Annotated in this window: 19 protein-coding genes; 5 read left to right on the top strand and 14 right to left on the bottom strand. The window is 58.2% G+C overall.

Annotated features, from left to right (window positions below; genetic code table 11):
- Positions 1 to 25: 25 nt before the first annotated feature.
- The 8 genes from ACTG1P_RS18740 to tapM all read right to left on the bottom strand — a co-directional run bounded on the left by ACTG1P_RS18740 (position 26) and on the right by tapM (position 8,398).
- The gene (locus tag ACTG1P_RS18740) at positions 26 to 1,606 is read right to left on the bottom strand and encodes an SPOR domain-containing protein (protein WP_440001922.1); all 1,581 of its coding nucleotides are present in this window, start codon (positions 1,604 to 1,606) and stop codon (positions 26 to 28) included.
- Positions 1,596 to 2,678 (bottom strand): 3-dehydroquinate synthase, encoded by a 1,083-nt coding sequence (gene aroB / locus ACTG1P_RS18735; RefSeq protein ID WP_021229792.1) that lies wholly within the window; start codon positions 2,676 to 2,678, stop codon positions 1,596 to 1,598. Before aroB ends, ACTG1P_RS18740 begins: the two co-directional genes overlap by 11 nt.
- Positions 2,679 to 2,692: 14 nt before the next feature.
- Entirely contained in the window at positions 2,693 to 3,211 is a 519-nt protein-coding gene (gene aroK / locus ACTG1P_RS18730) for a shikimate kinase AroK (RefSeq protein WP_005335014.1), read from the bottom strand.
- Positions 3,212 to 3,402: 191 nt separating this feature from the next.
- The gene (gene pilQ / locus ACTG1P_RS18725) at positions 3,403 to 5,628 is read right to left on the bottom strand and encodes a type IV pilus secretin PilQ family protein (protein WP_236376219.1); all 2,226 of its coding nucleotides are present in this window, start codon (positions 5,626 to 5,628) and stop codon (positions 3,403 to 3,405) included.
- Between the two features lie 16 nt (positions 5,629 to 5,644).
- A complete protein-coding gene (locus tag ACTG1P_RS18720; RefSeq protein ID WP_440001921.1) occupies positions 5,645 to 6,178 on the bottom strand; it encodes a pilus assembly protein PilP in 534 nt (177 codons plus the stop codon).
- Positions 6,175 to 6,774 (bottom strand): PilO family type IV pilus biogenesis protein TapO, encoded by a 600-nt coding sequence (tapO, locus tag ACTG1P_RS18715; protein ID WP_440001920.1) that lies wholly within the window; start codon positions 6,772 to 6,774, stop codon positions 6,175 to 6,177. Before tapO ends, ACTG1P_RS18720 begins: the two co-directional genes overlap by 4 nt.
- Positions 6,771 to 7,349: a PilN family type IV pilus biogenesis protein TapN gene (gene tapN, locus ACTG1P_RS18710; RefSeq protein ID WP_139476498.1), complete on the bottom strand. Its 579-nt coding sequence runs from the start codon at positions 7,347 to 7,349 to the stop codon at positions 6,771 to 6,773. The genes tapO and tapN overlap by 4 nt, the downstream gene beginning before the upstream one ends.
- Positions 7,337 to 8,398: a PilM family type IVa pilus assembly protein TapM gene (tapM, locus tag ACTG1P_RS18705; RefSeq protein ID WP_278167841.1), complete on the bottom strand. Its 1,062-nt coding sequence runs from the start codon at positions 8,396 to 8,398 to the stop codon at positions 7,337 to 7,339. The genes tapN and tapM overlap by 13 nt, the downstream gene beginning before the upstream one ends.
- 301 nt (positions 8,399 to 8,699) lie before the next feature.
- Between tapM and ACTG1P_RS18700 the strand changes: the two genes are divergently transcribed.
- Positions 8,700 to 11,171, top strand: coding sequence for a penicillin-binding protein 1A (locus ACTG1P_RS18700; protein WP_151286595.1), 2,472 nt, complete (start codon positions 8,700 to 8,702; stop codon positions 11,169 to 11,171).
- Positions 11,172 to 11,220: 49 nt separating this feature from the next.
- Here ACTG1P_RS18700 and oxyR read toward each other — a convergent pair whose 3' ends face one another.
- From oxyR to ACTG1P_RS18680, 4 genes are all read right to left on the bottom strand, one after another.
- On the bottom strand, positions 11,221 to 12,120 hold the full coding sequence (gene oxyR / locus ACTG1P_RS18695) for a DNA-binding transcriptional regulator OxyR (RefSeq protein ID WP_005354003.1): 900 nt from the start codon (positions 12,118 to 12,120) through the stop codon (positions 11,221 to 11,223).
- 156 nt (positions 12,121 to 12,276) lie between these two features.
- The gene (locus tag ACTG1P_RS18690) at positions 12,277 to 13,914 is read right to left on the bottom strand and encodes a methyl-accepting chemotaxis protein (protein WP_440001919.1); all 1,638 of its coding nucleotides are present in this window, start codon (positions 13,912 to 13,914) and stop codon (positions 12,277 to 12,279) included.
- Positions 13,915 to 14,086: 172 nt separating this feature from the next.
- Positions 14,087 to 14,731, bottom strand: a complete 645-nt coding sequence (locus ACTG1P_RS18685; protein WP_440001918.1) for a DsbA family protein — start codon at positions 14,729 to 14,731, stop codon at positions 14,087 to 14,089.
- Between the two features lie 75 nt (positions 14,732 to 14,806).
- Entirely contained in the window at positions 14,807 to 15,667 is an 861-nt protein-coding gene (locus ACTG1P_RS18680; RefSeq protein WP_005335035.1) for a Vmh family MBL fold metallo-hydrolase, read from the bottom strand.
- 126 nt (positions 15,668 to 15,793) lie between these two features.
- Between ACTG1P_RS18680 and ACTG1P_RS18675 the strand changes: the two genes are divergently transcribed.
- The gene (locus ACTG1P_RS18675; protein ID WP_440001917.1) at positions 15,794 to 16,693 is read left to right on the top strand and encodes a LysR family transcriptional regulator; all 900 of its coding nucleotides are present in this window, start codon (positions 15,794 to 15,796) and stop codon (positions 16,691 to 16,693) included.
- Between the two features lie 66 nt (positions 16,694 to 16,759).
- Here ACTG1P_RS18675 and ACTG1P_RS18670 read toward each other — a convergent pair whose 3' ends face one another.
- Complete coding sequence (locus ACTG1P_RS18670; RefSeq protein ID WP_440001916.1) at positions 16,760 to 17,539, bottom strand: BPSS1780 family membrane protein; 780 nt, start codon at positions 17,537 to 17,539, stop codon at positions 16,760 to 16,762.
- 302 nt (positions 17,540 to 17,841) lie between these two features.
- On the opposite strand from ACTG1P_RS18670, the gene ACTG1P_RS18665 reads away from it, so the two are divergent.
- Complete coding sequence (locus ACTG1P_RS18665) at positions 17,842 to 18,663, top strand: peptidoglycan DD-metalloendopeptidase family protein (protein WP_440001915.1); 822 nt, start codon at positions 17,842 to 17,844, stop codon at positions 18,661 to 18,663.
- Between the two features lie 88 nt (positions 18,664 to 18,751).
- Here ACTG1P_RS18665 and ACTG1P_RS18660 read toward each other — a convergent pair whose 3' ends face one another.
- A complete protein-coding gene (locus tag ACTG1P_RS18660) occupies positions 18,752 to 20,089 on the bottom strand; it encodes an MATE family efflux transporter (protein WP_440001914.1) in 1,338 nt (445 codons plus the stop codon).
- 155 nt (positions 20,090 to 20,244) lie between these two features.
- Between ACTG1P_RS18660 and mscM the strand changes: the two genes are divergently transcribed.
- Positions 20,245 to 23,526, top strand: coding sequence for a miniconductance mechanosensitive channel MscM (mscM, locus tag ACTG1P_RS18655; RefSeq protein WP_440001913.1), 3,282 nt, complete (start codon positions 20,245 to 20,247; stop codon positions 23,524 to 23,526).
- Positions 23,527 to 23,550: 24 nt separating this feature from the next.
- Positions 23,551 to 24,234: a glycerophosphodiester phosphodiesterase gene (locus tag ACTG1P_RS18650; protein ID WP_440001912.1), complete on the top strand. Its 684-nt coding sequence runs from the start codon at positions 23,551 to 23,553 to the stop codon at positions 24,232 to 24,234.
- Positions 24,235 to 24,346 lie beyond the last annotated feature (112 nt).

Here is a 24,346-nt window from a genome sequence, read left to right as displayed (position 1 = left end):
TCTACCCCCTTATCCGGTATCAAGGCTATTGCTTCAGCTCTTTTTGTACCTGTGCAAACGACTTGGGCCAGGGCTGACCTTTCAGCAAGGCTGGCGGAAGCTTGCGAATGGCACTCTTGGCCTGGGTCAGACCGGCATAATCCCCTTGCAGCACCACATACCAGGGGCTGCCACGGAATTTGGTCTGATAGACCCAGACCTTGCCCGCCAGACCATGCTCGGCAACAAATTGATCCACCGCCTTGGTGTTGCTCGCCCCCATCAGCTGAACGCTGTAGTGGTTGCGCGGCTTCTTGTTCAAGGTGGCGACCGGTGTCAGGGCCACCTTGGGTGCAGGCGCGGCAACCGGCTCGTTGCTGGCAGTTTTGGTGGCAGCAGCAGGTGTTGCGGTTGTCACCGGATTCTGTGCCTTGGCGGTACTGGCCGGAGCTGTGGTTGCGACCGCACCACTGGGGGCTCTGCCACTCGGGTTCTTGCCGGTCAGCTCGTCCACCACGTCAGTAGGCAGAGCGCCGCTTACCTTGGGTTCGGTCATCAGCTTTTGCACGACCTCGTCAGAGATCACCACCCGACGCCCTTCGTAATTGGTTGATTCGGTGGTCACAGTTTCGCTCTCCACCGATTTGGGCAGCACTTTCGCTTCCGGCTGCCAATCTTTCACAACCCCATTGGGATTGCTGGCTGCATCGCTGTTTTGCGCGCCTTGTGCAGCGGCATCGGTATTCGAACCGCCAGCGGTGAGGGGATCGCCTCCCGCTACCGGGATCGGCAATGCCGTGTTCTGCGCCGGATCCTGCAGCGCCGGTTTGCTTTCATTGTCAAACAGCGCAGGCAGCAGGTAGCTCAGCGCCAGCAGGCCGCCAGCGACCAGCGCAATAGCAGTGGCAATCTTCTTGACAGGCAACTCCGCCTGACGCTTCTTGGGCCTTCTGTCGGTCATGATATCCTCCAGTGACTGCATGATGGTGGACGGATGTCCGTTCGCCGTTTTCAGGATCTCCTCCACTTGCGGCTTGGGCAAGAGGGTCGCCGGGATCTTGAGCTCTTTGGCTTTTTCATACAAGAAGATGCGCTGCTCGGGCGGGCTCAGTGGCGGCACTTCCAGCTCAAGGGCTGGCATGGCACGCCCTTTGAGCTGCGGCCGTTGCGTACGACACCAGACGTCACTGCCCGAGACAATAATGGCCAGCTGATGGGGCGCCGCCAGTGTATCGTTATGACGGATGATCGCCCACAACTCTCCCAGCAGTTCGGCCGGCAACTGATCGGCCCGCTCTATCAGTAGCAGCAGAGTGGCAGGCTTGCTCCCCTCCAGCATGCGAAAGAAGCTCTCCGCCAGCGCATCCTGTGGATTGAACAGCGGGCGCGCCACCACCTGTGGCAACAACAGCTGGCGTACATCCACCATCTTCATGGCAGGTGTACCAATCAGGCTTACCACCCGCACTTTTTCCGGCAACAAGCCGAGCAGGGATTCGCACAGGGTACCGCGACCACAACCGGGTTTACCGGAGAGAAAAATGAAAGGGTGATTGAATTCAATCAGATGCAGCAGCCGGTCAACCAGCTGCCGCTGGGAAGGAAGTTTTAGCAGTTTATTCGTCACGACCAGACTCGATCACCGCCAGCAACTCGGCATCGGACACATCCCCCACCACCTGCGCATGGCCGATGCCAACCGGCAACACCAGACGCAGCTTGCCTTCCAGCACCTTCTTGTCACGGCGCATATGGCGAATAAAGGCGGCGAAATCCATCTCGGCAGGCGCATGAATGGGCAGATTGGCGGCCAGCAGCAGAGCGCGCACTCGCGCAACGTCCGCTTCGCTCATATCGCCACGGGCCTGCGCAGTCCAGGCTGCCAGCATGGTGCCAGCGGATACTGCTTCACCGTGCAGCCAGTTACCATACCCCTGCTCGGCCTCGATGGCATGACCAAAGGTGTGACCCAGATTGAGCAGCGCACGGACGCCGTGCTCGGTCTCATCCTGACCGACAACATCGGCTTTGATCTCGCAGCAGCGTTTGATGGCGTAGGCCAGCGCGGCAGGTTCCAGCTGTTGCAGACGCACCATGTTCTGCTCCAGCCAGCTGAAGAAATCAGCATCCCAAATGATGCCGTACTTGATCACCTCGGCCATCCCTGCGGCAAATTCGCGGGCGGGCAAGGTACTCAGACATTCGGTATCGATAACAACTTGTTTGGGCTGATAAAAAGCCCCAATCATGTTCTTGCCGAGGGGGTGGTTGACAGCGGTTTTACCGCCAACAGAGGAGTCAACCTGGGAGAGCAGAGTGGTCGGGATCTGGATAAAAGGAATGCCACGTTGATAGCTTGCTGCCGCAAAGCCCACCACATCCCCGATCACGCCGCCCCCCAGAGCGATCAGTGTCGTATCGCGCCCATGGTTGGTTTCAAGCAGAGCAGACATGATCTGCTCAAAGGTCGCCAGGTTCTTGTATGCCTCACCGTCAGGCAGGATCAGGTGTTCAACCTGAAAACCCGACAGCAGAGCGGTTACCCGTTCAAGATAGAGCGGAGCAACAACCGTGTTGGTCACTATCATCACCCGCTTGCCCTTGATGGTCGATACCAGCGCCTCGGGGCGCTGCAACAACCCGGCAGCTATCTCGATGGGATAGCTGCGTTCACCCAGTTCGACCTTCAACCGTTCCATGGACGTCCTCTAGATTACATACCGATCAGCTTTACAATTTGATTGGCAACGATTTTTGCGCTCTGGTCATCGGTGTGCACAACAAAGTCGGCAACCTCTTCATACAGGGCATTGCGCTCTTGTGCCAGACGTTCCAGCACTTCGCGTGCCGGTTCTTCGGTCTGTAGCAGAGGGCGGCGTTTGTCTCGCTGTGTGCGCGCCAGCTGCTTTTCAATAGTGGTTTCGAGGTAGACCACGATGCCACGAGCAGACAACTTGTTGCGGGTTTCGCGACTCTTGATGGCACCGCCACCCGTCGCCAGCACGATACCCTGCTGCTCTGACAATTCGCCGATCACCTTCTCTTCGCGAATCCGGAAACCTTCTTCGCCTTCAACATCGAACACCCAGCCGATATCAGCACCACTGCGGCGCTCAATCTCATGATCTGAGTCGAAAAACTCCATATGCAGTTGTTCTGCCAGATGTCTACCTATGGTGCTCTTGCCCGCACCCATGGGACCTATCAGGAAAATATTGCGTTTCTCAGCCATGTCTTTTCGTTAGTAATTACAAACTGTACGACCCCGATAAATACTGGATCGGGGTACCTATGAACCTTATCTTGCGATGGATCAGGAGGGGGATTATCTCAATAGATATCGGGACTGGCAACCGCAGCCCTTACGCCCCAGCCTCATTGGGGCGTAAGGTTATATGTGTTTTACCTTCACATGTAAAGCATTCAGAAGGCGTCGGTGACTATCTTGGGCGTCACGAAAATCAGCAACTCCCGCTTTTTGTTCTCGCTGGTGGTCTTGCGGAACAAAGCCCCCAATCCGGGAATGTCACCCAGCAGCGGCACCTTGGTCACATCGCTCTTAATGGTCTGCTGATAAATACCGCCCAGCACCAGGGTCTCGCCATTGTTCACCAGCACCTGAGTGGTGATGGACTGGGCGTTGATGGAAACCGCATCACCGGTACCGGTTGGTACCGTTTCACCCTTGGTATCCTGAGTCACGGTCAGATCGAGAATAACCCGATTGTCAGGGGTGATCTGCGGGGTCACCTTCAGGCTCAATACCGCCTTTTTGAAGGTCACCGAGGTAGCGCCACTGGAAGAGGACTCCACATAGGGGATCTCGGTACCCTGTTCAATCAATGCCGGTTTCTGGTTCGCCGTAGTCACCCGCGGACTGGCGATAATCTCGGCCTTGCTCTCTTTTTCCAGCGCCGACAACTCGAGATCCAGCAAGGTGCCATCAGCCAGACGAGCAACCTGGAAGGCCAAAGTACCGGCCGCATTGGTCACCGGCAGGTTGACGTTCAACCGATCGTCTGCTGTCGGTCTGGTAATTGTCGAACCACCATTGTTGTTACCAGAGCCATCATTCCCCTCGATGGAACCGGACGTACTGTTGCCATGACCATCGTTTTTGGTCACCCCCCACCGCACCCCGAGCGCTTCATCAAAACCGTCGTCAATGGTCACCATCCGCGCCTCGATAACCACCTGCTTGACCGGAATATCGAGAATATCGAGCATCCGTTTGATGCTGCTGATGACATCGGCGGTATCCTTGACCACCAGCACGTTGGTTCGCTCGTCCACGCTCACCGCACCACGGGGTGACAGCAACTTGGTACTTTCGGAAGAGAGCAGGGCCGCCACTTCCGAGGCCTTGGCATAGTTTATCTGCAGATACTCGGTATAGAGCTGCGCCAAATCAGCAACCTGATTGCGGCTCTCAAGTTGCTGCTTCTCGCGTGTTGCGATCTCTTCTGCAGGCGCTACCAGCAAGATGTTGTTATCCAACCGCTTATCCAGACCCCGTACCTTCAAAATAATGTCGAGCGCCTGCTCCCACGGCACCCCATCCAGACGCAGGGTAATATTGCCTGCTACCGAATCTGTAGTTACCAAGTTAAGGTTGTTGAAATCGGCAATCAGCTGCAGCACGGTACGGACTGGAATATCCTGAAAGTTCAATGAGATGGGCTTTCCCTGATACTGCTTGGATGCCGTGGCCGTTGTCCGCTTTTTCACCTCGATAATGAAGAGCTTGTCTGCCTGATCGTAACGGTAATCAAACTGACCATTGATCGACAGTTCAAACAGGGTATCGCTGCCCTGCCGGGAGACTTCAACCTGAGAGACCGGCGTTGCAAAATCCTGCACATTGATCAGATTAAGCAAGCCATCCGGTACCCGAGTGCCATGAAACTTGGCCAGTACAGTCTGGCCGCGGCTGCTCACATCAACAGCGGCCGAGCTGTTATCCAGCGTGACCAGAAACTCCCCCTGGCCATCTTTGCCACGACGAAAATCCACACCGGTAACCGAGTTGAAGTAGGCGCCGCCCCCACTGCTCTGATAGTTGTTGAGCACCGGCTTGCTGGCAGGCTGTGTTGCTACCGGCGTTGTCACGGGCGCAACAGGCATCGACCGAGCGACAACCTGAGGATTGAGCAGCGCCGAGGGAGAGGGTGTGGCCGCCATCGAAGAGGGCGCTGGCACAGGAGTAGCCGAGGTTGCGGGTGCAATCAGCGCGCTCTCACCATTGATGAGCCCGGAAGAGGCCCCCTCGCCCAATGACACCAGTAATTTGTTCCCCTGTTGCTGCACCTGATAGGGAGCAAGCTGATCGAGTGCGATCTTGATATCCAGACCTGCGCCCTTACCCTCAACCTTGATATTATCTACCCCTAGGCGCTGGATCGGCAGCGGGTTCACTTTCAGCGCCCCTACCGCACCGGGAACATGCAACAACAGCTGATTGGGTTGGTAAGAGAGACGATCGGTAAAGCCCGTGACCGGCTCACTGAAACTGAGCTCCACCAGCAATTGATCGGCAAGCAGCGGATTGACCTTGATCTCCTGCAGGGTTGCCACTGCCCACGCCTGACTGAGGGCGCTGGCGCAAAACAGCAAAGCCACTTTGGATACACTCTCTATTGTTGTTCTCATTGCTGTTCGTCCCTGATTATTGTTTTTCTTGCACATTGGCCATCGCCAACTGGGTTTCTCTTGTTACCCAGCACCCCTTCCCGTCCGGAATGGTTTCCAGCAAATCCACGGCAGTGTCAGTGATCTTGATGACTCGGCCCTGATCAAGCCCCATATACTGGTTGAGCCCGACCCGCATCGATTTGCCATCCGGGGTGCTGATCAAGGCCCACAACTGACCCGCCTTACCCAAAGAGCCATGCATCGACAGACTGGCCAGCGAATAATTTTCCAGCACATCTTTCTCACGATCCATCAGGGTCTGAGCACAATCCGGCTGAGCCTTGGCAGTGTTTGTACTTCCGACCGTCGCCTCAGGCTGGGGAACCATGAAGGGGCTGCGCAACTCGCGTTGCTGGTAATGCATAGGGGAAAAAGGCTTCAGCTCGGGCAAGGGTTCGATAGGTATGGGTGGCCTTGCTTTGGTCTGGGCGACATAGCTATCCATGTCCTCCTGGCCACCACACGCCGCCAGCAAGAGGGCAGGTAACAACCAGCAGATGCGTCTCATTGTTTCGGCTCCACTGTTTTACCGTTGTACTTGTAGGTCTTGGCCAACATCGACATCGAAATCAGCTCCCCTTCATCCTTGCTCTGACCCAGAGTGAAGGAGTCAAGAATGACGATACGGGGCAAAGCAGCCATGTCAGCGGTGAACTTGCCAATTTCATGGTAAGTGCCCACGACTTCGATACGCATTGGTAGCTCGGTTGAAAACTCGTGCTTTACCTCGGGTTCCCAGTTGATCCGGTTCAATTTCAAGCCGTTGTCGGTAGCAATAAAGCTGATATCGTCCAGCAGACCGGCGACCTCATGAGTATTGGGCAACTGCTTGAGCTGGGTATCAACCAGTTGCTCAAGCTGAACCATTTGTGCCTTGTATGCCCCCAGATTGGCAGCCAGCATCGCCTTGCTTTCAAACTGGGCTTTCAGCTCGGTCTCCTTCCCTACTTCCTGAGTCAAACTGGTCAGTGAGTTGGCAATCACGTAGTAGTAGATGGCGCCGCCGGTCAACACGCAGCAAAAAAAGATGAAGACCCCTTTTGCCCATTTTGGCCAGCTTGCTATGTCATTGATATCCAACTCGTTGAGTTGCTGAAGGTTCATTGTTGCTCCTTGGCCACATTCCCTGCAGCCGCAGCATTGTTGGCGATCAGGAACATCATGGAAAACTGGCTCAATGACACTGGCGCAACATCAGCAGCAAATATAGTGCTTATCTTTGATTGGCCCAACCAGCCGGAACCATCAATCCGCCGCATCATACTGGCCACCCGACCATAGGCTTCGGTCTTGCCATTTACATCAATAATATTGTTCTGCATCGAGAGGGTGTTGAGGTAAACCCCGTTGGGCACCAATGAAGGCAGCTGATTGAAGAGGCGGACGGGCACATTGCGGCGCATCTGCAACTGCTCGATGAGCTGCATCCGATCGATCAGCTCCTTGCGACGCTCTTTGAGCAGACGGATCTCTCCCAGCTGGGCATCCAGAATAGTCATCTCCTGAACCAGCCGCTGGTTGCGCTGCTGCTGGGCGACGATTTGGCGATCAACCAGCCAGTTGGCAAAAAATCCCAGCGCGACCGTGGCTAGTACAAAAATCCCAAGCAAGGCCCCGAACTGTTTCTTTTGGCGCTGGGCCCGGGCTTCACGCCAGGGCAGAAGGTTTATATTTGACATGGTATGAAACTCCTCAGAGCCAACCCGAATGCCGTCATATATTTAGCGCCATGTACCAGTTCGGCCTCCCCTTTTGGTTTGCCAAACAGGGCGAACAGATCCGGGTGCAACACCTCACAATTGACCTCTTCTTTTACCTGAACCAACAAACCGGGTAGCAGACTGCCTCCCCCCGTCAGCACCAGTTTTGCGATGTCGCGATAACCGGATGAACTGCAAAAGAGCTGGATATTGCGCCGCACTTGCTGCAGCAGCGAGTTGATGTGGGGCATCAGCACATCCAGCTCATGGTCAACAGGCAAGGTACCTTTGGTTTTAGCCTGCTCAGCTTCATCCAGCGTCATGCCATAGAAGGAGGAGAGCGCCTGGCTGTACTGATCGCCGCCGAAGTTTTGCAAGCGGGAGTAGATCACCTCCCCCTTGACCAGCGCCGCAAAGGTCATGGCACTGGCACCTATGTCTATCACCCCGATTGGCCGCTCACTCTCCTGCAATTCGGGCAGACAGGCCACCACGGCACGCCCCAACGCATGGGCGCCCACATCCACCACCTTGACGGCAATACCGGCTTCGGCAAGGGCGCTGACCCGGCCGTTGACACTCTCGGTGCGGGCTGCACTCAGCAGCACATCCTGACGATCTTCACTGTTGTTGGTGCTCAGCACCTCAAAGTCGAGGCTCACTTCATCGAGGGGGAAGGGAATGATCTGCTCGGCCTCCAGCTGCACCTGACTCTCAAGCTCCTTGTCGCTGAGGCGGGCATCAATCTGGATCACCTTGGTTATCACGTTGGAGCCGGTCACCGCAGTGGCGGCATAGTCGCTATGAGTTGGAATAAGACGCTTGAGAGTCTTGAGAGATTGGCTGACGCGCTCGATATCCTGCAATTGATAGTCAACCAGCGTCCCTTTCGGGGTGGCAATATCTGCGACAGATTCGAGATGAAGCTTGCCGGGTCGGCCACTGAGGGTAACGGCCTTGATGGTCTGGCTGCCGAAATCAATGCCCACCAGAGGGAGGAGGGATCCCTTGTTAAAAAGCCCAAACATATACACATCCATGCGTTATTTGGTTTTATTCCTGAACAGAGTGTAGGACACCCGAATCAGAGGAGTGCTTTACTCATCCTAAATGCTCTAACTATCAATGTCATAAAGTTTATGCCGAAAAGTGACCCATCTCGCTTTCTTCGTGGCAAGTGGCCCTCCTTGGTAATTGCTCCCTGTAGTGCTAACCTCTCGCATCCTTTTGAGATGGGTGGCTCGCCACAGGAAAACCTCGAATTCCCGATGGCAAAAGGGCTATACTCTGCGCCCGTTGGCTAATTTTAAGACGATTGGTAGTTCTTCCATGCTGAAATGGCTCGTTCGCCTGTTTATTGTCATGATGCTGGGTGCTGTGCTGGGTGTTGCCAGCCTCATCGGTATCTACTTCTATATCAAACCCCAACTGCCCGATGTCACCGCACTGCGTGACGTCAAGCTGGCAACCCCGATGCGGGTTTACAGCCGGGATGGGGAGTTGATCGCCCAATATGGCGAAATTCGTCGCATTCCGTTGCGTCTGGACGAAATTCCGCAACCCATGATCGATGCCGTACTGGCAACCGAAGATGCACGTTTCTATGAGCACCCGGGCATTGACCCGATAGGCATCATTCGAGCCGCATCAGTCTGGGCTGTTTCCGGCCATGCCCGTCAGGGTGCCAGTACCATCACCCAGCAGGTTGCCCGCAACTTCTTCCTGAGCAATGAGAAGACCATTATCCGCAAGATCAAGGAGGTCTTCCTGGCCTGGCGGATCGAGCAGAATCTCTCAAAAGACGAGATCCTCGAACTGTACCTCAACAAGATCCCCCTTGGTTATCGCTCCTTCGGGATCGGTGCTGCGGCACAGGTTTACTTTGGTAAAGAGGTCAAGGATCTGGGACTGGACGAGATCGCCATCATTGCCGGTCTGCCGAAAGCTCCCTCCATGCTCAACCCCATCCGCTCCCCCGAACGCGCCTTTGCTCGCCGCAACGTGGTGCTGGGCCGGATGCTGGAAACCGGCAAGATCACCCAGGCTCAGTTTGACGAAGCGTCCAAGATGCCGATCAAGGCCCGTTTTCACGGCGCCGAAGTGACCCTGCACGCCCCCTATCTGGGGGAAATGGTGCGCCAGAAGATGGTCGAGCAGTTCGGTGAAGATGCCTATACCATGGGCCTGCACGTCTACACGACTGTCTCTGCCGAACGTCAGCGGGCAGCCAGACAGGCGCTGCTGGATGGCGTTTTTGCCTATGATATGCGCCACGGCTATCGCGGCCCGACGGCTCAGTTGTGGAAGGCAGGCGAGACAGCCTGGGATTACGAGCAGATTGTCGCTCACCTTGGCAAGCAGCCCACTTATGATCCGCTGATGGCGGCGGTCGTGACCAAGCTCGGTGATCGCAGCGCCACGTTGGTACTGAAAAATGGCAAGGAAGCAGAGCTCGGCTGGAATGGCATTAAATGGGCCCGCTCCTTTATTACCGACGACCGTCAGAGCTATGCCCCGAAATCGGCGCGCGATGTGCTGAAAGTCGGCGCCCAGATCTGGGTACGGGAAGAGGGCGAAGAGTTGCTGCTGGCTCAAATCCCGGATGTGAACGCCGCGCTGGTTGCCATGAACCCGAAAAATGGGGCACTGGAAGCAGTGGTTGGTGGTTTCAGCTTCGAACTCTCCAAATTCAACCGGGTCGATCAGGCGCGTCGCCAGATCGGTTCCAATATCAAGCCTTTCCTCTATGCGACCGCGCTGGAGCATGGCTATACCCTGGCGTCGCTCATCAACGATGCGCCGATCAACCAGTGGGATCCGTCAAAAGGGCCCATGTGGCAGCCCAAGAACTCCCCGGCCGTTTATGATGGCCCCACCCCGCTGCGTCTGGGTCTGGCCAAGTCCAAGAACGTGATGTCGGTTCGACTAATGCGCGCCATCGGTCTGGATACCTATATTGACGGTCTGACCCGCTTTGGTTTCCCTCGCGACTTCATCTCTCCCCATGAGTCGCTGGCGCTGGGTGCTGCCGAATTCACCCCCCTCGAGGTAGTGCGTGGTTACTCGGTTCTGGCCAACGGTGGCTTCCTGGTGACCCCATACTTCATCGACAAAGTGACCGACAGTCTGGAGAACACCCTCTATCAGGCCAATCCTGCTATTGCTTGCACCACCTGCGAACAGCAGGCCGCCCCCGAGCAGAGCACACTGCCGGAACCAACTGTTGATGGAGCCGCACAAGATGGCACGCAGACCCCTCTCGCGCCAACCATCGCCCCGCATACCATCAGTGCCCAGAGTGCATTCCTGATCACCGACACCCTGAGCACAGCCATCTGGGGTGGCAACGGCTGGCGTGGTACCGGCTGGCGTGCAGCCCGCGACCTGAAACGTCACGACATCTCCGGTAAAACCGGTACCACCAACGAATCGCGGGATGCCTGGTTCTCCGGCTACACCCCGGACATCGTTGCTACCTCATGGATCGGTTTTGACAACCACCAGCGTGGCCTTGGCCGTGCCGAATTTGGCGGTGGCGCCGCGCAGCCTATCTGGATCGACTTCATGAAAGTCGCCCTCAAAAAGCTGCCGGAGCACAAGATGCCGGTTCCCGAGGGGATCATGACGGTGAAGATTGATAGCGAAACCGGCCTGCTGGCGACCAGTGGCGGCACCGACGAATACTTCAAGGAAGGGACCGAGCCGACCCGCTACGCAGCACCAAGCTCGGATGGCAATCAGGTCTACGGCGGTGACAACCCCGATGTAGAAGGGCCTGTCTCTACCGACGATATTTTCTAAGTCGTTATCGCGGCAGAAGCAAAACCGGCAGCCTTGGCTGCCGGTTTTTTTATTGGGCCAACTGCTTGCTCATCAGCGTGGCGATCGAGGCGGCCAACTCGTTGAAACAGGGGCGACGCACCGAGTAGTGGCGATAGAGCAGCGAGATGGTACGCCCCGGCACAGGGTCAACCACAGGTCGATAGCTCACCCCTCCCTCATCATGATCGGCAGGTACGGCCAACTTTGGCACCAGAGTCATACCACTACCGGCGGCCACCATGTTGCGCAGGGTCTCGAGACTGGTCCCCTTGAAGCGTTGATCCTCACCTATCCCGCCAGCGAAACAGAAGCCCATCGCCTGATCCCGCAAACAGTGGCCATCGGCCAGCATCAGCAATTTCTTGCCCTTGAGATTGCCGAGTGGCACTTGTCTGGCCTGTGCTTCGGGGTGATGGCAAGGCACCGCCAACCACATCGGCTCATGATAGAGCTGGATTGAACCAAACCCTTCCATCCCCGGCATCTCGGCCAGAATGACGCAATCCAGCTCCCCCTCTTCCAGCCGTTTGAGCAGGGTTTGGGTCTGCTCCTCATAGAGGTAGAACTCCAGCTGGGGAAAACGCTCACGCAGGGTCTGGATAATGCGGGGCAACAGGTAGGGGCCCACGGTCGGAATAAAACCGATATGGATCTCCCCGGACATCGGCTCGGAGAAGTGCTGACCGATGCTCTTTAGCTCACGCACCTCCTTGAGCACCCGACGCGCCTGATGGGCCATGGCATCGCCAGCCGGAGTAAACAGCACCTTGCGCGAGGTACGTTCGATCAGAATGACCCCGAGTTCATCCTCCAGCTTGCGCAGCTGGCCGCTCAGGGTGGGTTGACTGACAAAGCAGCGTTCAGCGGCTTTGCGAAAATGTTTTTCCTCATCCAGCGCCACCAGATATTCGAGATCGCGAAGATTCATACAGCAAGAGTCCTGCCTGGAAAATGGGCCATCAGCATGCACAATATCGTCCGGCTGGACAAGTCATCCACTTGCAGTGAACCTCTCTGGCTGCCCTACCAAAACAGAAAAGCCCGATCACCTCACGGTAATCGGGCTGTTTGACTCGCCGAGAGATTACACCCTGAAACGGCGCACCATATCCTGCAGCTGGGTAGCCAGATGGTTCAACTCGTTGCACGCCTGAGCCATCTGGGTGGCACCGGCAGCCACCTCTTCAGAAGCATGGCTGATATTGACCACGTTACGGTTGAGCTCCTCGCTCACCGCTCCCTGCTCTTCGGTGGCCGTTGCAATCTGGATGTTCATGTGGGAGATGCTGCTGACCGAGCCACTGATCTGGGAGATAGACTCGCCAGCTTCCCGAGCGGTAGCAACCGTGGTGTTCATCAGCTCCTGACTCTGTTGCATGGTACTGCCCGCCTGTTCGGCACGCTGCTGCAACTCGGCAATGATGGTATTGATCTGGGAGGTGGAGTCCTGAGTACGTTTGGCCAGAGTACGCACCTCATCGGCCACCACCGCAAACCCCCGTCCCTGCTCACCGGCACGGGCTGCTTCAATCGCCGCGTTCAATGCCAGCAGGTTGGTCTGTTCGGCAATGCCGCGGATCACCTCCAGCACCATGCCGATATTGCGGCTGTCATCGCCCAGTTGGCGGATCACCACCGCGGTACTCTCGATAGCACCGGCGACCCGTTCGATACGTTGAATGGAGTCATTCACCGTTTGCGCACCAAGTTCGGCCGTCTCACTGGCCGAGGTGGCGGCACTGGCCGCATCGCTGGTATTGCGAGAGACCTCCTGCACCGTAGCCTGCATCTCATTCATCGCCGTCGCCAGCTGATTCAGCTCATGTTGCTGAGCATTCATGTTGTTGGCTGACTGGCTGGCAACAGAGCTGATCTCCTCCGCGGCGGAACTCAGTTGCACCACAGAGCCCGACACTTCACTCACCAGGGTGCGCAGATTGGTCTGCATTTCACCAAACCCTTTGGCAAGGGTTCCCAGTTCATCGTTGTTGAACTGCTGCATATCGATACGGGAGGTGAGATCACCAGAGGAGACCCGCCGGGTCTGTTCCAGCAACGCCATCACGGGGTTGCGGATCTGACCGGTCAGCAGCCAGGCAATTGCCACCACAAAACCCAGCGTCACCAGACTGACGATGATGCTCATGGTTCTGGCACTGCTGTAGAGCGCCTCCACATCTTTTGTCATCTGAGCTGCAATCTCGTTGTTGATTTCCCGCAGGCGATAGGATTTTGCTCCCACCTCCTCCAGAGCGACCCGGGTTTCGTTTTTGCGCAGACTTCTGACACGCTCCAGATCGCCAGCAGCAAAGGCGCTCAACAGTTGGTCATGCACCGCAAAATACTTGGCCCCCGCCGCAACAACCTGCTCATAAACCTGTTTCTCTTCGGTACTAAATTCCAATGCGCCATATTTCTGCGCTGCTTGCTCAAACTCCTGCCTGGCCTTATTGAATGTCTGCGCTCGCTCACTCACCTCCTGATCATCCTTGTTAAGCCCCCCGATAACCTGTGCCAACTCTGAGCGGCGCGCATCCAGAATGGCAACATGCATCTGGCTGGCATAGCGGGTTGACGGCAGCAGGTTGTCAGTAATGGTTTCGGTATCACCATAGAGCTTTGCCAACTGGCTGATGGAGAACCAGGCCAAGCCCAGTACCAGCAGTGCCAGGATGGCGAATCCGGCACTCAGTTTCTGGCCGATAGACATGTTTTTGAACATATGGGGGCTTCCTTGAAATGAGTCTGCACTCCCGCAACATCCGCCGGGAATGGTCACATAGAGCATAGTCTGCAAGCAGAAAGTCGAAGGCTTTCATATCGTTTCTGCATACAGGAGTATCGGCCTGTTCACTCCACTTCTAAAGAGACCTTGTCCGTTCACATTCTAATAACTATTCCATCAACTCAAGAAGATGCTGACGCAACCCGGCAGGATCGCCCAAAAAGTCAGCCACTCGCACAGCACTCACCTTACCGTTGTGCATCAACCCTAGGGTGGGATAACCCTGACCACCCAGCCGTTTCATCCAGCCCTGGCTATCTGCCAGATGTTGCAGCAAGGGGGCCTGCAGATAAGCTTGCTGAAATGCCTCGGCTGCAATTCCCTGCTCTGCCGCCAGCGTGGCAAGAAACGCAAGCTCACCAATCCAGATCCCATCCCGATAGTGGGATTGCTGGATCCGGTGCAACATGGCCAGCCCATCGCCCCCCAAGGCCGTGACGGCCAAGACCGCACGGATCGGCGGCTCGGAGTCCAGCAGACAGCCTTCCCGCAGCAGCAGTTCGTTAAAGTAGCGTTCGCCAAAATGCTGGCCGGTCAGCGCCTCGATCCGCTGATCATGGGGGCGCACATAATCACGCAATGCCTCGCCCATCGGCTGACGGCGGCTACCCAGCCAGAGACCGCCCGCATGCAGCTCGATCTTGAGTCCGTCAATGGTGGCTGCCGCCTGCAACAGGGGGGCGGCACCATAGCACCAGCCACAGAGCGGGTCATAGACATAATGGAGGGTGGTTTGCTGTGCGTTCATCGTCATTCTCACTTAAATCTTGGATAAAAAACCGGGCCCTGAGGCCCGGTAAAAAAACACAGGGAAAGCAGGCTCAGTGGCTTACCACTTCATCTCGCCGGTATTGACCTTGGCACCGATGGCCAGACCATCATCAACCGGCAGCGCCGGGTAGGCCTTCTTCAGAGCCTCAATCAGCTCACCGGAGTTTTTCGCCTTGGCCAGCTCCTGCTCGAAACGCTCTACATAGTCACGGGTAAAGGTCACAGCGGCAGTGCCTTTGGGAGCAGTCCCCAGGAAGTGGCCCGGCACCACGCGCTCGGGTTTCAGGGCCAGCAGGTTGTCCAGCGCCTTGACCCAGTTGCTGCGGGCCGCCTTGGTCTGGCTGTCCGCCATCCAGACATGCACCCCGTGGTAAACCGGCACACCACCAAAAGCAGTCTTGATGGAAGGGGCCCAGAGGTAGGCATTCGGGGTATTCATCTCTTTGATTTCAATCTTCTCGCCATCCAACGTCAGGTGGCTGGCGGTCATCACTTGCGGTACGGTCAGGCTCTTCGGTGCGCCCTTGCCGAGGATCGGGCTCCAGTAGCTCAGCTTGGCATCCTTGGTCTGGTTAATGTGGTCAACCACATGCTGATCGGCCAGCACTTTGACATCCGGGAACGCCGCCATGACCGGCTCCAGACCGAAGTAGAAGTCGGGGTCACCGGCACTGATATAGACAGTGGTCAGCTTCTTGCCGCTCTTCTTGATCATGTCGACCAGCGCCTGACCATTTTGCACATCGAATTGGGCATCGATCAGGATGGCCTCTTTGTCACCGGTCACCAGTGAGGAGGAGACCGGGAAGATCGCCTTCTCGCCAGGGTTGTAGACGGTCACGCTCAGGGGGGCGGCCAGTGCGGCGCCACTCAGCAGGGTGGTCGCCAGAGTCAGGTTGCGGATCAGGGTGTTGTTCATCATCTATTCCTCATTAAGTATTCGGGGGTTCATTTGATGGACACAGTGTATTGGATCTAATAAGGTGCAAATACAGCATAAAAAGCGCATCACTGTTGCACATATCGAACATATAGAGAGCCATACATGGATCGACTGACCGCCTTGCGGGTCTTTGTCAGCGTAGTTGAACAAGGGAGCCTGAGCGGCGCCGGAGAGAAACTGGATATGTCGCGCGCCATGGTGTCGCGCTATCTGGCCGAGCTGGAGAGCTGGATGGGCGCCCGCCTGCTGCACCGCACCACCCGTCGTCTGAGTTTGACCGGGCCGGGAGAGGAGGCGCTGAACCGGGCCCGCGCCATGCTGGCACTCGGCGAAGAGATGGAGCAGATCGCCGTGAAGGGAGATGACGCCCCCAAGGGACAACTGCGGATCACCAGCAGCTACTCCCTGTCAGAAGCGCTGCTGGTCGGGGCTGCCAACGACTATCTGGCGCAATACCCGGGGACAGCCATCGACATTCTGCTGCTCGACAGAACCGTCAATCTGGTGGAGGAGCGGATCGATCTGGCGGTGCGCATCACCAACGACCTCGACCCCAATCTGGTGGCGCGTCGTCTCGGCACCTGCCACTCGGTAGTCTGTGCCAGCTCGGCCTATCTGGCCCATCATCCGATGCCACACAAGGTGCAGGATTTGGCGCTGCACAACTGCCTCACCTACACCTACTTCGGCAAGAGCCTGTGGGAGTTCAATGGACCGGACGGTCCCGAGTCAGTGCCGGTTAGCGGTAACCTGAGCGCCAATATCTCCAACCTGCTGCTGGAAGCAACGCTGGAAGGCGTCGGTATCAGCCTGCAGCCCCGCTACTCGGCACAACCCTATCTGGAGCGCGGGGAACTGGTGCCCCTGCTGACCGACTGGCAGCCCAAGCGCCTCGGGGTATACGGGGTGTATGCCACCCGCAAGCAGATGTCACCGCTGCTGCGCAGCTTCCTCGATTTTCTGCTGGCCCGCATGGCGGCGGATCCCATCTGGCAGGAGTAAGCACTCCGCGCCCCCAAACATAACGAAGGGGCCGCTGCGGGCCCCTTCTTCACTCTGATCCCTTGATCAGGCTTCAAATCCGAATGGTTCTGAGTGCGGCGCTTCCGGCTGCGCACTCTCGTCCAGGAAAATATCCCGATAAGCCACATAGATGGAGTAGTTGAGCGCCGGGATCACCACCAGCAGACCTACCAGCAACAGCACAGCGCCAAACAGCAACAACATGGCTGAGAGCACTCCCCACCAGAAGAAGGGAAAAATATTGCGCCAGCAGCCGAAGAAGCTCAGCCGTACCGCCTGGATGATGCCGATATCGTGGTGGTAGATCAGCGCAGGAGCAAAGGTGACCCCCATCAGCACGGGAATAATGAGCAGCATCCCCACCAGCAATACCAGCAACAGTTGTTGCAACTGGCTGGCTGAGACCACCATGCTCTCGGGATCCTGCGTCAGCAGCGGGAGCAACCCCCACATGGAGAGCAGACCGAGACAGACGAGGCCCACCAGGCTGAACAGCAGCAACACCAGCAGACCGCCTAGCATCAGCGGGGTCAACTTGTGGCGAAAACCGGCGAAGAGATCGGCAAACTGCAGCGGCTCCCCCCGATAACCCCGAGCGGCGACCGCCACCCAACCCGCGCCCCACACCATGTAGAGCAGCTGGGAGATAAGGCCACCCGCCGGCAGTTGCTCCAGCAGCATGCCCACCATAAACCAGACCAGCACCATGGCTACGCTGATCCCCATCCCCTTGTTGAAGATATCGAACCCGCTGCGAACCCAGAGCCAGCCACGACCTGTCGTGTACCGGGCCGGAGTGGTGCGCAAAGGGGGTAATCCGTTCATATCGTCTCCTCGGAGTGTCGGTGGCATCAGTGCCGGAAGCCGATTCTAGAGCCAGGGCGGGGGCGACTCAATGGCGAAGCGGCCCGACCACGACATAAAACCTGACGCAGCGATGCACAAAAGGGGCGTCAGCCACGCCCCGCCTCTGGCTGCCCCGGCCATAACGAGGCACAATCTGCCCCCTTCCCCAGCCGCGCCTGTCGTGGCCTACGTGTCGTGATCACCCTTTAGTGATCGACGAATACCGGACAGGGGGTTGTCATCCCGCCATCCCGGGCGCTTTAACATCGAGTGGTATCGTCATGAGAGTTGTGTGTTGTCTGTTGTTGTTACTGGCCAGCCAGTCAGCCCTGGCCGAGGGTTTTATCAGTCGCCTGCTCAACCATCCGGTGCCGGGCGGCGTTGCGGTGATCCCTCTTGGCGCGTCACCCACTGCCCCCACGGCCCGCTATCACGACAAACCCGTGCTGGTGGTGCGCGAAGACAACCAGTGGATCGCCATCGTCGGCATCTCTCTGAAAAGCATGCCCGGCGCCCAGCAGCTGACCACAGGTGATGGCCGTACTCTCGCCTTCACCGTCACCCCCAAGCACTACCGCGAGCAGCACATCAAGCTCAAGAACAGCCGTCAGGTCAATCCACTCGCCGAGGATATGACCCGCATCAACCGCGAGCTGGCGGAGCAGACCCGAGCTTACCAGACCTTCAGCCCCAACCAGCCGAGCAACCTGCTGTTCGACAAGCCGGTCAACGGCCCCCTCTCCAGCCCGTTTGGCCTGCGTCGCTTCTTCAATGGCGAGGAGCGCAACCCCCATTCCGGCCTCGACTTCGCCGTGGGCGCCGGCACCCCGATCAAGTCCCCCGCCGCAGGCAAGGTGATCCTGATCGGCAACTACTTCTTCAATGGCAATACCGTCTTTGTCGACCACGGTCAGGGGCTCATCAGCATGTTCTGCCACATGTCGAAGATCGATGTGAAGCTCGGTCAGAGCCTGCCGCGTGGCGGCATCGTCGGGCGAGTCGGTTCGACCGGCCGCGCTACTGGCCCCCATATGCACTGGAATGTCAGCCTTAACGACACCCGGGTCGATCCCGCCATCTTTATCGGTGCCTTCAAGCCCTGAATCGGCAGAGCCCGTTAACAAAACATCCTCTAACAAAACAGGCAGCCCATGGCTGCCTGTCTGCTATCTGCACGTCGAACCTGATTGTCTATCCGGCCAGCGCGTGGGCGCCGGACTCCCGACGCATCGCCCGCCACATCACCAACACCAGCAATGAGCTGCACGTTGGCAATGCCAGCCAGACCCCGGGCACGCCCCACAGGGTCGAGAATCCCCACAAAAAACCGCCGATCAGCACCAGCTTGCCACCGGTGAGCAGGGAGGCGATGCGGGCCCGATTGATGGCCTGGAAGTAGGTGGCCCCCACCAGCAGCAAACCCTCCATCGGCAGCCCCCAGAAGTAGAGCCAGATCCCGAGGCTCGCCACCGGCAGCAAGGTGGCGTTGTCGCCGGCAAACAGATAGACCGCCGCCTCCGGCCACAGATAGAGCGGGAACATGGCGCACAGGGCGATCCCCAACGTCACTCCGAGTGCCAGATTTCGGATCCGCAGCACCCGCCGCCAGTGACCGGCACCCGCGTTGAAGCTGGCGATGGGCTGGATACCCATGGCGATCCCCTCAAACACCAGATAGAAGAAGGCCTCGGTGTAACTGATCACCCCGTAGGCCGCCACATGCAGCGAAGTGCCGACCGCCAGCAACGCCTTGTTGTGCAGCGCCAGCACCACAGAGAGATAGAGGTACATCAGAAAACTGGAGATCCCGAGGCGCACCGTCTCGCCCATCAGCCGCAGATCGGGGCGCAGGGTGTCCCAGCTTATCCGCAGCTGGCTACGCGGTGTGAAGAAGTGCCACAGGCAGGCAAGGCCCGTCACTGCCTGGGAGAGCATGGTGGCGGTCGCAACCCCGGCCAGTCCGAACGGAAACACCACCATCAGCAGATAGTCGAGCAGCACGTTGAGCAGGCCCCCGACTACCATGATGAGGGTGACAAATCCGGGGCGGCCATCGTTGCGCAGCAGCGAGCTGAACGCCATCGACAGCACCGCAAAGACGCCAAGCCAGGCGTAGGCCTGCAGGTAGGAGAGCCCGGCGGTAAAGATCTCCCCCTCCGCCCCCATCCAGGCCAGCATGGGCTCGCCATAACGGATCCCGATAAAACTGAGCAGTGCCGAGGCCAACAACACCATCACCAGCGCATTGCCGACGATATGGCGGGCTTTGGCCAGGTTGCCCTGCCCCAGATAGAAGGAGACCAGCGACGAAGCCCCCATGCCGATCAGGGCCCCCACCGCATAGAGCACGGCGCAGATGGGATAAGCCAGCATCAGACCGGCCATGCCATCCTGACCCAGCACATGGCCAACGAAGATGCCATCGATGGTGACATAGATGCCGGTGATCAGCATGGCCGCCACGGTCGGGGTTACGTAACGCCAGAAAAGGCGAGATAGCGGGGCTGTGCCCAGATCAACAGCTGACATATTCGACTCGGTGGAGAGAAAGCGGCTGGGATCATAGCGAAACGGCAGCACGACTTCCTGTTATTTGTGTTATGAATCATTAATATAGACTGCTTTACCCGCCTCCCTGCCCTGTTTTAGGCTAGGGCCACCTCTTCTGAACGGAAACGAGCCTCATGTTGCAACGCCTGCTCACCCTCTTGCTGCTCTCCCTTCTCTTGTTGCCGCCAACCGTGCGCGCCGACGATGCCATTGCCCAGGCCGAATCCCTGTTGCAGAGCGTGCCCAAGAGCGACACCCCGGAAAACCAGAAGCTGCGGGAGAGCTACCAGCAGGCGCTGCAATTTGCCAGAGAGGCCGAGCGCTACCGGGAGCAGAGCAAAGCCTATCAGCAGATCCTTATCGATTACCCCAAGGAGTCGGCACGCCTCAAGGAGAGCCTGCACAACTATCAGCCCGCTGCTCGCCCGCCGCTGGCGAGCCTCAAGGAGGAGGCGCTGCGCCAGGCCATTGGCCTGAGCAGCAACCGCCAGCTCAACCTGCGCAAGGAGCGGCAGGGGGTGATGGATAGCCTCAACCAGCTGGAGAGCACCGGGCAGGAGTATCACCTGCGGGTGGATGATCTGCGCAAGCAGCTGCAACTGACCCGTAGCCAGCTGGAGCGACTGAGCTTCAGCAGTGAATCGGATCGCCAGCAGGAGGCACAACTGCTGCTGACCAGAATGAAGGAGCAGAGCCTCTCCGACCGGATCCAGATGCTGGAGCTGGAGCAGCTCTCGGCCCAGCAGCGCAACGATCTCGGCAAGCTGAAGCTGCAGGAGCTCAATCTGGCCATCGCCGACGAGGATGAGTGGCAAGCCAGCCTGCTGACCCAGCAGAACCAGCTGCGGCGGGAGAAGACCGAGCAGGCGCTGGAGGAGAGCGAGCGGCTGCGCAAACAACTCACCACCGACATGCCGCTGCTGCTGGAGCAGCAACAGCAGAATCAGGCGCTCTCCATCCAGCTCGGCACACTGGAAGATCAGATTGAGCGGGTGCAGGACGAGCAGCGCAGCGTCGACAAGAATCTGTTTGAACTGAATGAGCTGGTCAACTCGGTACGCGAACAGCTGGAGTGGCTGCAGATCAGTAATGCCTACGGCGAGAACCTGCGCAGCAAACTCTCCGATCTGCCCCCCCAGTTCCCCCTCGACAAGCTGGAGTCCGCCATCGTCAGCGCCCGCATGGCCAAGTACCAGTACGAGAGCGAGCAGGATGGGCTCAAGGATACCCGCCAGCTGCGCGACAAGCTGATGGCCGAAGAGGAGGTGACGCTCGATCGGCCACAGCAAGCGGTGCTCGACAACCTGCTCAAGGCCCGGCGCCAACTGCTGACCCGGCTCAACGACGCCTCCGACACCCTCATTCAGGAGCAGACCCGCCTCAAACTGCTCTACAGCCGTCAGAACAGCAAGATCGACGAGATCCGGGAGATCAGTGCCAGCCACCTGTTCTGGATGCCGGATGTGCGCCCCTTTACCCCACAGGTGATGCTCGGCATTCCTGCCGCGCTGACCCTGGCCTTCAACCCGGACAACTGGTTGCAACTGCCCTACGCCATCGCCGAAAACAGCCCGCTGAGCCTCACGCTGGCCGGTATTGGTCTGCTGGTGCTGGCCTGGAGCTGGTTCAAACTGGCCCGTCACCTGAACCTCTATTGCGACCATATTGCGCCGCGGATCGGCAAGGTGACCCAGGACAAATTCAGCCTCACCAGCCGCTTGCTGCTGCGCTCCCTGCTTGCCGCCCTCCCCTTGCCCGCCATGGTGTTGATGGTGCGCGGCCTGCTCGAAGGGGCCTGGCAATACCCGTTTGCGGTGGCGGTGGCGCGCGGTCTTGGCGAGATCTGGTTTCTGCTGCTGGCGCTGGTGATGGCCCGCCATCTGACACTGGAGAGGGGGATTTTGATCCACCACTTCCGCTGGCCCCGGGAACAGGTGCAAAAGGTATGGGGGCAATTTCGCACTCTGCTGCTGGTGCTGATCCCGAGTTTCTTTGTGCAGGGGATGGCCAACAGCTATCAGGAGCACGCCTTCTACGACTCCCTCGGCCGGATGGCCTTCATGATAGGCGCACTCTGGCTGCTGCTCTTCTTCGCCCGCCTCAACCGGGAGAGATTGCCGCTCACCTGGGGCCAGACCGATATGACCAAGCCCCATCTGCTGCACCACTTCATCTGGAACAGCCTGATGCTGGCACCGCTGCTGGCGGTGATTGGCGCCCTGTTTGGCTACTTCTATACCTCGCGCACCCTGCTGCGCCAGCTGGAGCTGAGCCTGCTGGTGGGGCTGGGCTGCCTGCTGGCCTACTATCTGGCCAGACGCTGGATGCTGATCCAGCGCCGCCGCCTCGCCTTCGAACGCGCCAAGAGCAAGCGGGCCGAGATCCTGGCCCAGCGCGGCCGGGAAGAGGGGCATGACGAGCTCAGCTCCGAGACCCCGGACGTGGTGGAAGAGACTGAGCTGGATCTCGATACCATCAGCGCCCAGTCGCTGGGACTGGTGCGCACCCTGCTGATGCTGGGCTTCACCATGCTGGTGGTGGTGCAATGGTCGGATCTCAACTCCGCTTTCAGCTTCCTCAGCAATATCGAGGTGTGGCAGGTGAGCAGCAAGATTGGCGGCATCGAGCAGCTCTCGGCCATCACCTTGCAGGATCTGATGCTGACCGCTTTCGTCTTTATCCTGACCGTGGTGACTGCCCGCAACCTGCCGGGGCTGATGGAGCTGACCCTGCTGCAGCACCTGAGCCTCTCCCCAGGTACCGGCTTTGCCCTCACGACCACCAGTAAGTATCTGGTGATCCTGATCGGCGCCCTCACCGGCTTCTCCATGCTGGGCATCGACTGGTCGAAGACCCAGTGGCTGGTCGCCGCCCTCTCGGTGGGGCTGGGTTTCGGTCTGCAGGAGATCTTCGCCAACTTTGTCTCCGGCCTCATCATCCTGTTTGAGAAGCCAATCCGGCTCGGTGACACCGTCACCATCCGCGATCTCACTGGCACCGTCACCAAGATCAAAACCCGGGCGACGACTATCGTGGATTGGGATCGCAAGGAGATCATCGTGCCCAACAAGGCTTTCATCACCGAACAGTTCATCAACTGGTCACTCTCCGATGCCATCACCCGGGTCAAACTGCGGATCCGGATCGGCCTGACCCGGGATCCGAAACTGGTGCAGCGCATTCTGGAAGAGTCCATCCAGGCATCGACCCTGGTATTGGAGACGCCGACGCCCGAGGTCTTCCTGATCGAATTCACCGACTCGGCACTGATCTACGAGATCCGCCTCTACGTCAACAACATGGATCACCGGATGCCCATCACTCACGAGGTTCACTCGCTGGTGCTGGAGAAGATGCAGCAGCAGGGACTTACCCTGCCCCATCAACAGATCGACATTCACCTGAGCCGCGGCTGATCCGCGAGGTACAAGGAGCAGAACATGCAGATTATTGCCCACCGTGGCGCCAGCGGTCTGGCACCGGAAAACACCCTCAAGGCGATGGCCAAAGCGCTGGAGCTGGGAGCATCAGCCATCGAGATCGACGTACAGGCGGCCGATGGCGAGTTGTGGGTCTTTCACGACCGGCGGCTGGAGCGTTGCACCAACGGTAAGGGGGTGCTGACCGAGCAATCGCGCTCCTATCTGGAGCAGCTCGATGCCGGTGAGGGAGAGGTGATCCCGACCCTGTGGCAGGTGATGGAGATCATCGCCGGACGCTGCGAGCTGCATATCGAGCTCAAGGGGACTTATACCGCCGATGCGGTGGCAGCCCTGACCCGACGGGCAGAGGCCGAACTGGGCTTTACTCCCGGCCAGTGGCTGGTCTCCTCCTTCCATCACCCGGAGCTGGCCCGATTTGCCGCCTTGCGGCCCGATATCCGGCTCGGTGCCCTGACCGCTAACCTGCCGCTCAACCTGGCGCAGTTTGCCGACGAGCTGGGGGCCTGGTCCATCAATTGCGATGTTGATTTCATCGACGCCGAGCTGGTCGATGATGCCCATCGCCGGGGGCTCAAAGTTCTGGTTTATACCGTTGATTATCCAGAAGATTATGAAACGCTCTCTAGCATGGGGGTCGATGGAATCTTCACCAATCGACCAGATCGTTTTCTGACGCAGTGAGGGGGCGATACGCGCATGGATAACCACTGATTTAGGCACTAACTTTAAATAGCTGACCGGGATACAAAGAGTTCAACTTCAGCCGATAAACAGAGGCTCATAACAATAACTA

Origin of the sequence: Aeromonas sp. 11P (genome assembly GCF_051920165.1) — a bacterium.
Lineage (GTDB): Bacteria > Pseudomonadota > Gammaproteobacteria > Enterobacterales > Aeromonadaceae > Aeromonas > Aeromonas veronii.
Note: the sequence above shows the minus strand (reverse complement) of the source record. Positions and strands in the feature narration are given on the sequence as shown.

Coding starts and splice junctions, on each gene's coding strand:
- aroB (WP_021229792.1), bottom strand. CDS start 2,678: ATGGAACGGTTGAAGGTCGAACTGGGTGAACGCAGCTATCCCATCGAG.
- aroK (WP_005335014.1), bottom strand. CDS start 3,211: ATGGCTGAGAAACGCAATATTTTCCTGATAGGTCCCATGGGTGCGGGC.
- pilQ (WP_236376219.1), bottom strand. CDS start 5,628: ATGAGAACAACAATAGAGAGTGTATCCAAAGTGGCTTTGCTGTTTTGC.
- ACTG1P_RS18720 (WP_440001921.1), bottom strand. CDS start 6,178: ATGAGACGCATCTGCTGGTTGTTACCTGCCCTCTTGCTGGCGGCGTGT.
- tapO (WP_440001920.1), bottom strand. CDS start 6,774: ATGAACCTTCAGCAACTCAACGAGTTGGATATCAATGACATAGCAAGC.
- tapN (WP_139476498.1), bottom strand. CDS start 7,349: ATGTCAAATATAAACCTTCTGCCCTGGCGTGAAGCCCGGGCCCAGCGC.
- tapM (WP_278167841.1), bottom strand. CDS start 8,398: ATGTTTGGGCTTTTTAACAAGGGATCCCTCCTCCCTCTGGTGGGCATT.
- ACTG1P_RS18700 (WP_151286595.1), top strand. CDS start 8,700: ATGCTGAAATGGCTCGTTCGCCTGTTTATTGTCATGATGCTGGGTGCT.
- oxyR (WP_005354003.1), bottom strand. CDS start 12,120: ATGAATCTTCGCGATCTCGAATATCTGGTGGCGCTGGATGAGGAAAAA.
- ACTG1P_RS18690 (WP_440001919.1), bottom strand. CDS start 13,914: ATGTTCAAAAACATGTCTATCGGCCAGAAACTGAGTGCCGGATTCGCC.
- ACTG1P_RS18685 (WP_440001918.1), bottom strand. CDS start 14,731: ATGACGATGAACGCACAGCAAACCACCCTCCATTATGTCTATGACCCG.
- ACTG1P_RS18680 (WP_005335035.1), bottom strand. CDS start 15,667: ATGAACAACACCCTGATCCGCAACCTGACTCTGGCGACCACCCTGCTG.
- ACTG1P_RS18675 (WP_440001917.1), top strand. CDS start 15,794: ATGGATCGACTGACCGCCTTGCGGGTCTTTGTCAGCGTAGTTGAACAA.
- ACTG1P_RS18670 (WP_440001916.1), bottom strand. CDS start 17,539: ATGAACGGATTACCCCCTTTGCGCACCACTCCGGCCCGGTACACGACA.
- ACTG1P_RS18665 (WP_440001915.1), top strand. CDS start 17,842: ATGAGAGTTGTGTGTTGTCTGTTGTTGTTACTGGCCAGCCAGTCAGCC.
- ACTG1P_RS18660 (WP_440001914.1), bottom strand. CDS start 20,089: ATGTCAGCTGTTGATCTGGGCACAGCCCCGCTATCTCGCCTTTTCTGG.
- mscM (WP_440001913.1), top strand. CDS start 20,245: ATGTTGCAACGCCTGCTCACCCTCTTGCTGCTCTCCCTTCTCTTGTTG.
- ACTG1P_RS18650 (WP_440001912.1), top strand. CDS start 23,551: ATGCAGATTATTGCCCACCGTGGCGCCAGCGGTCTGGCACCGGAAAAC.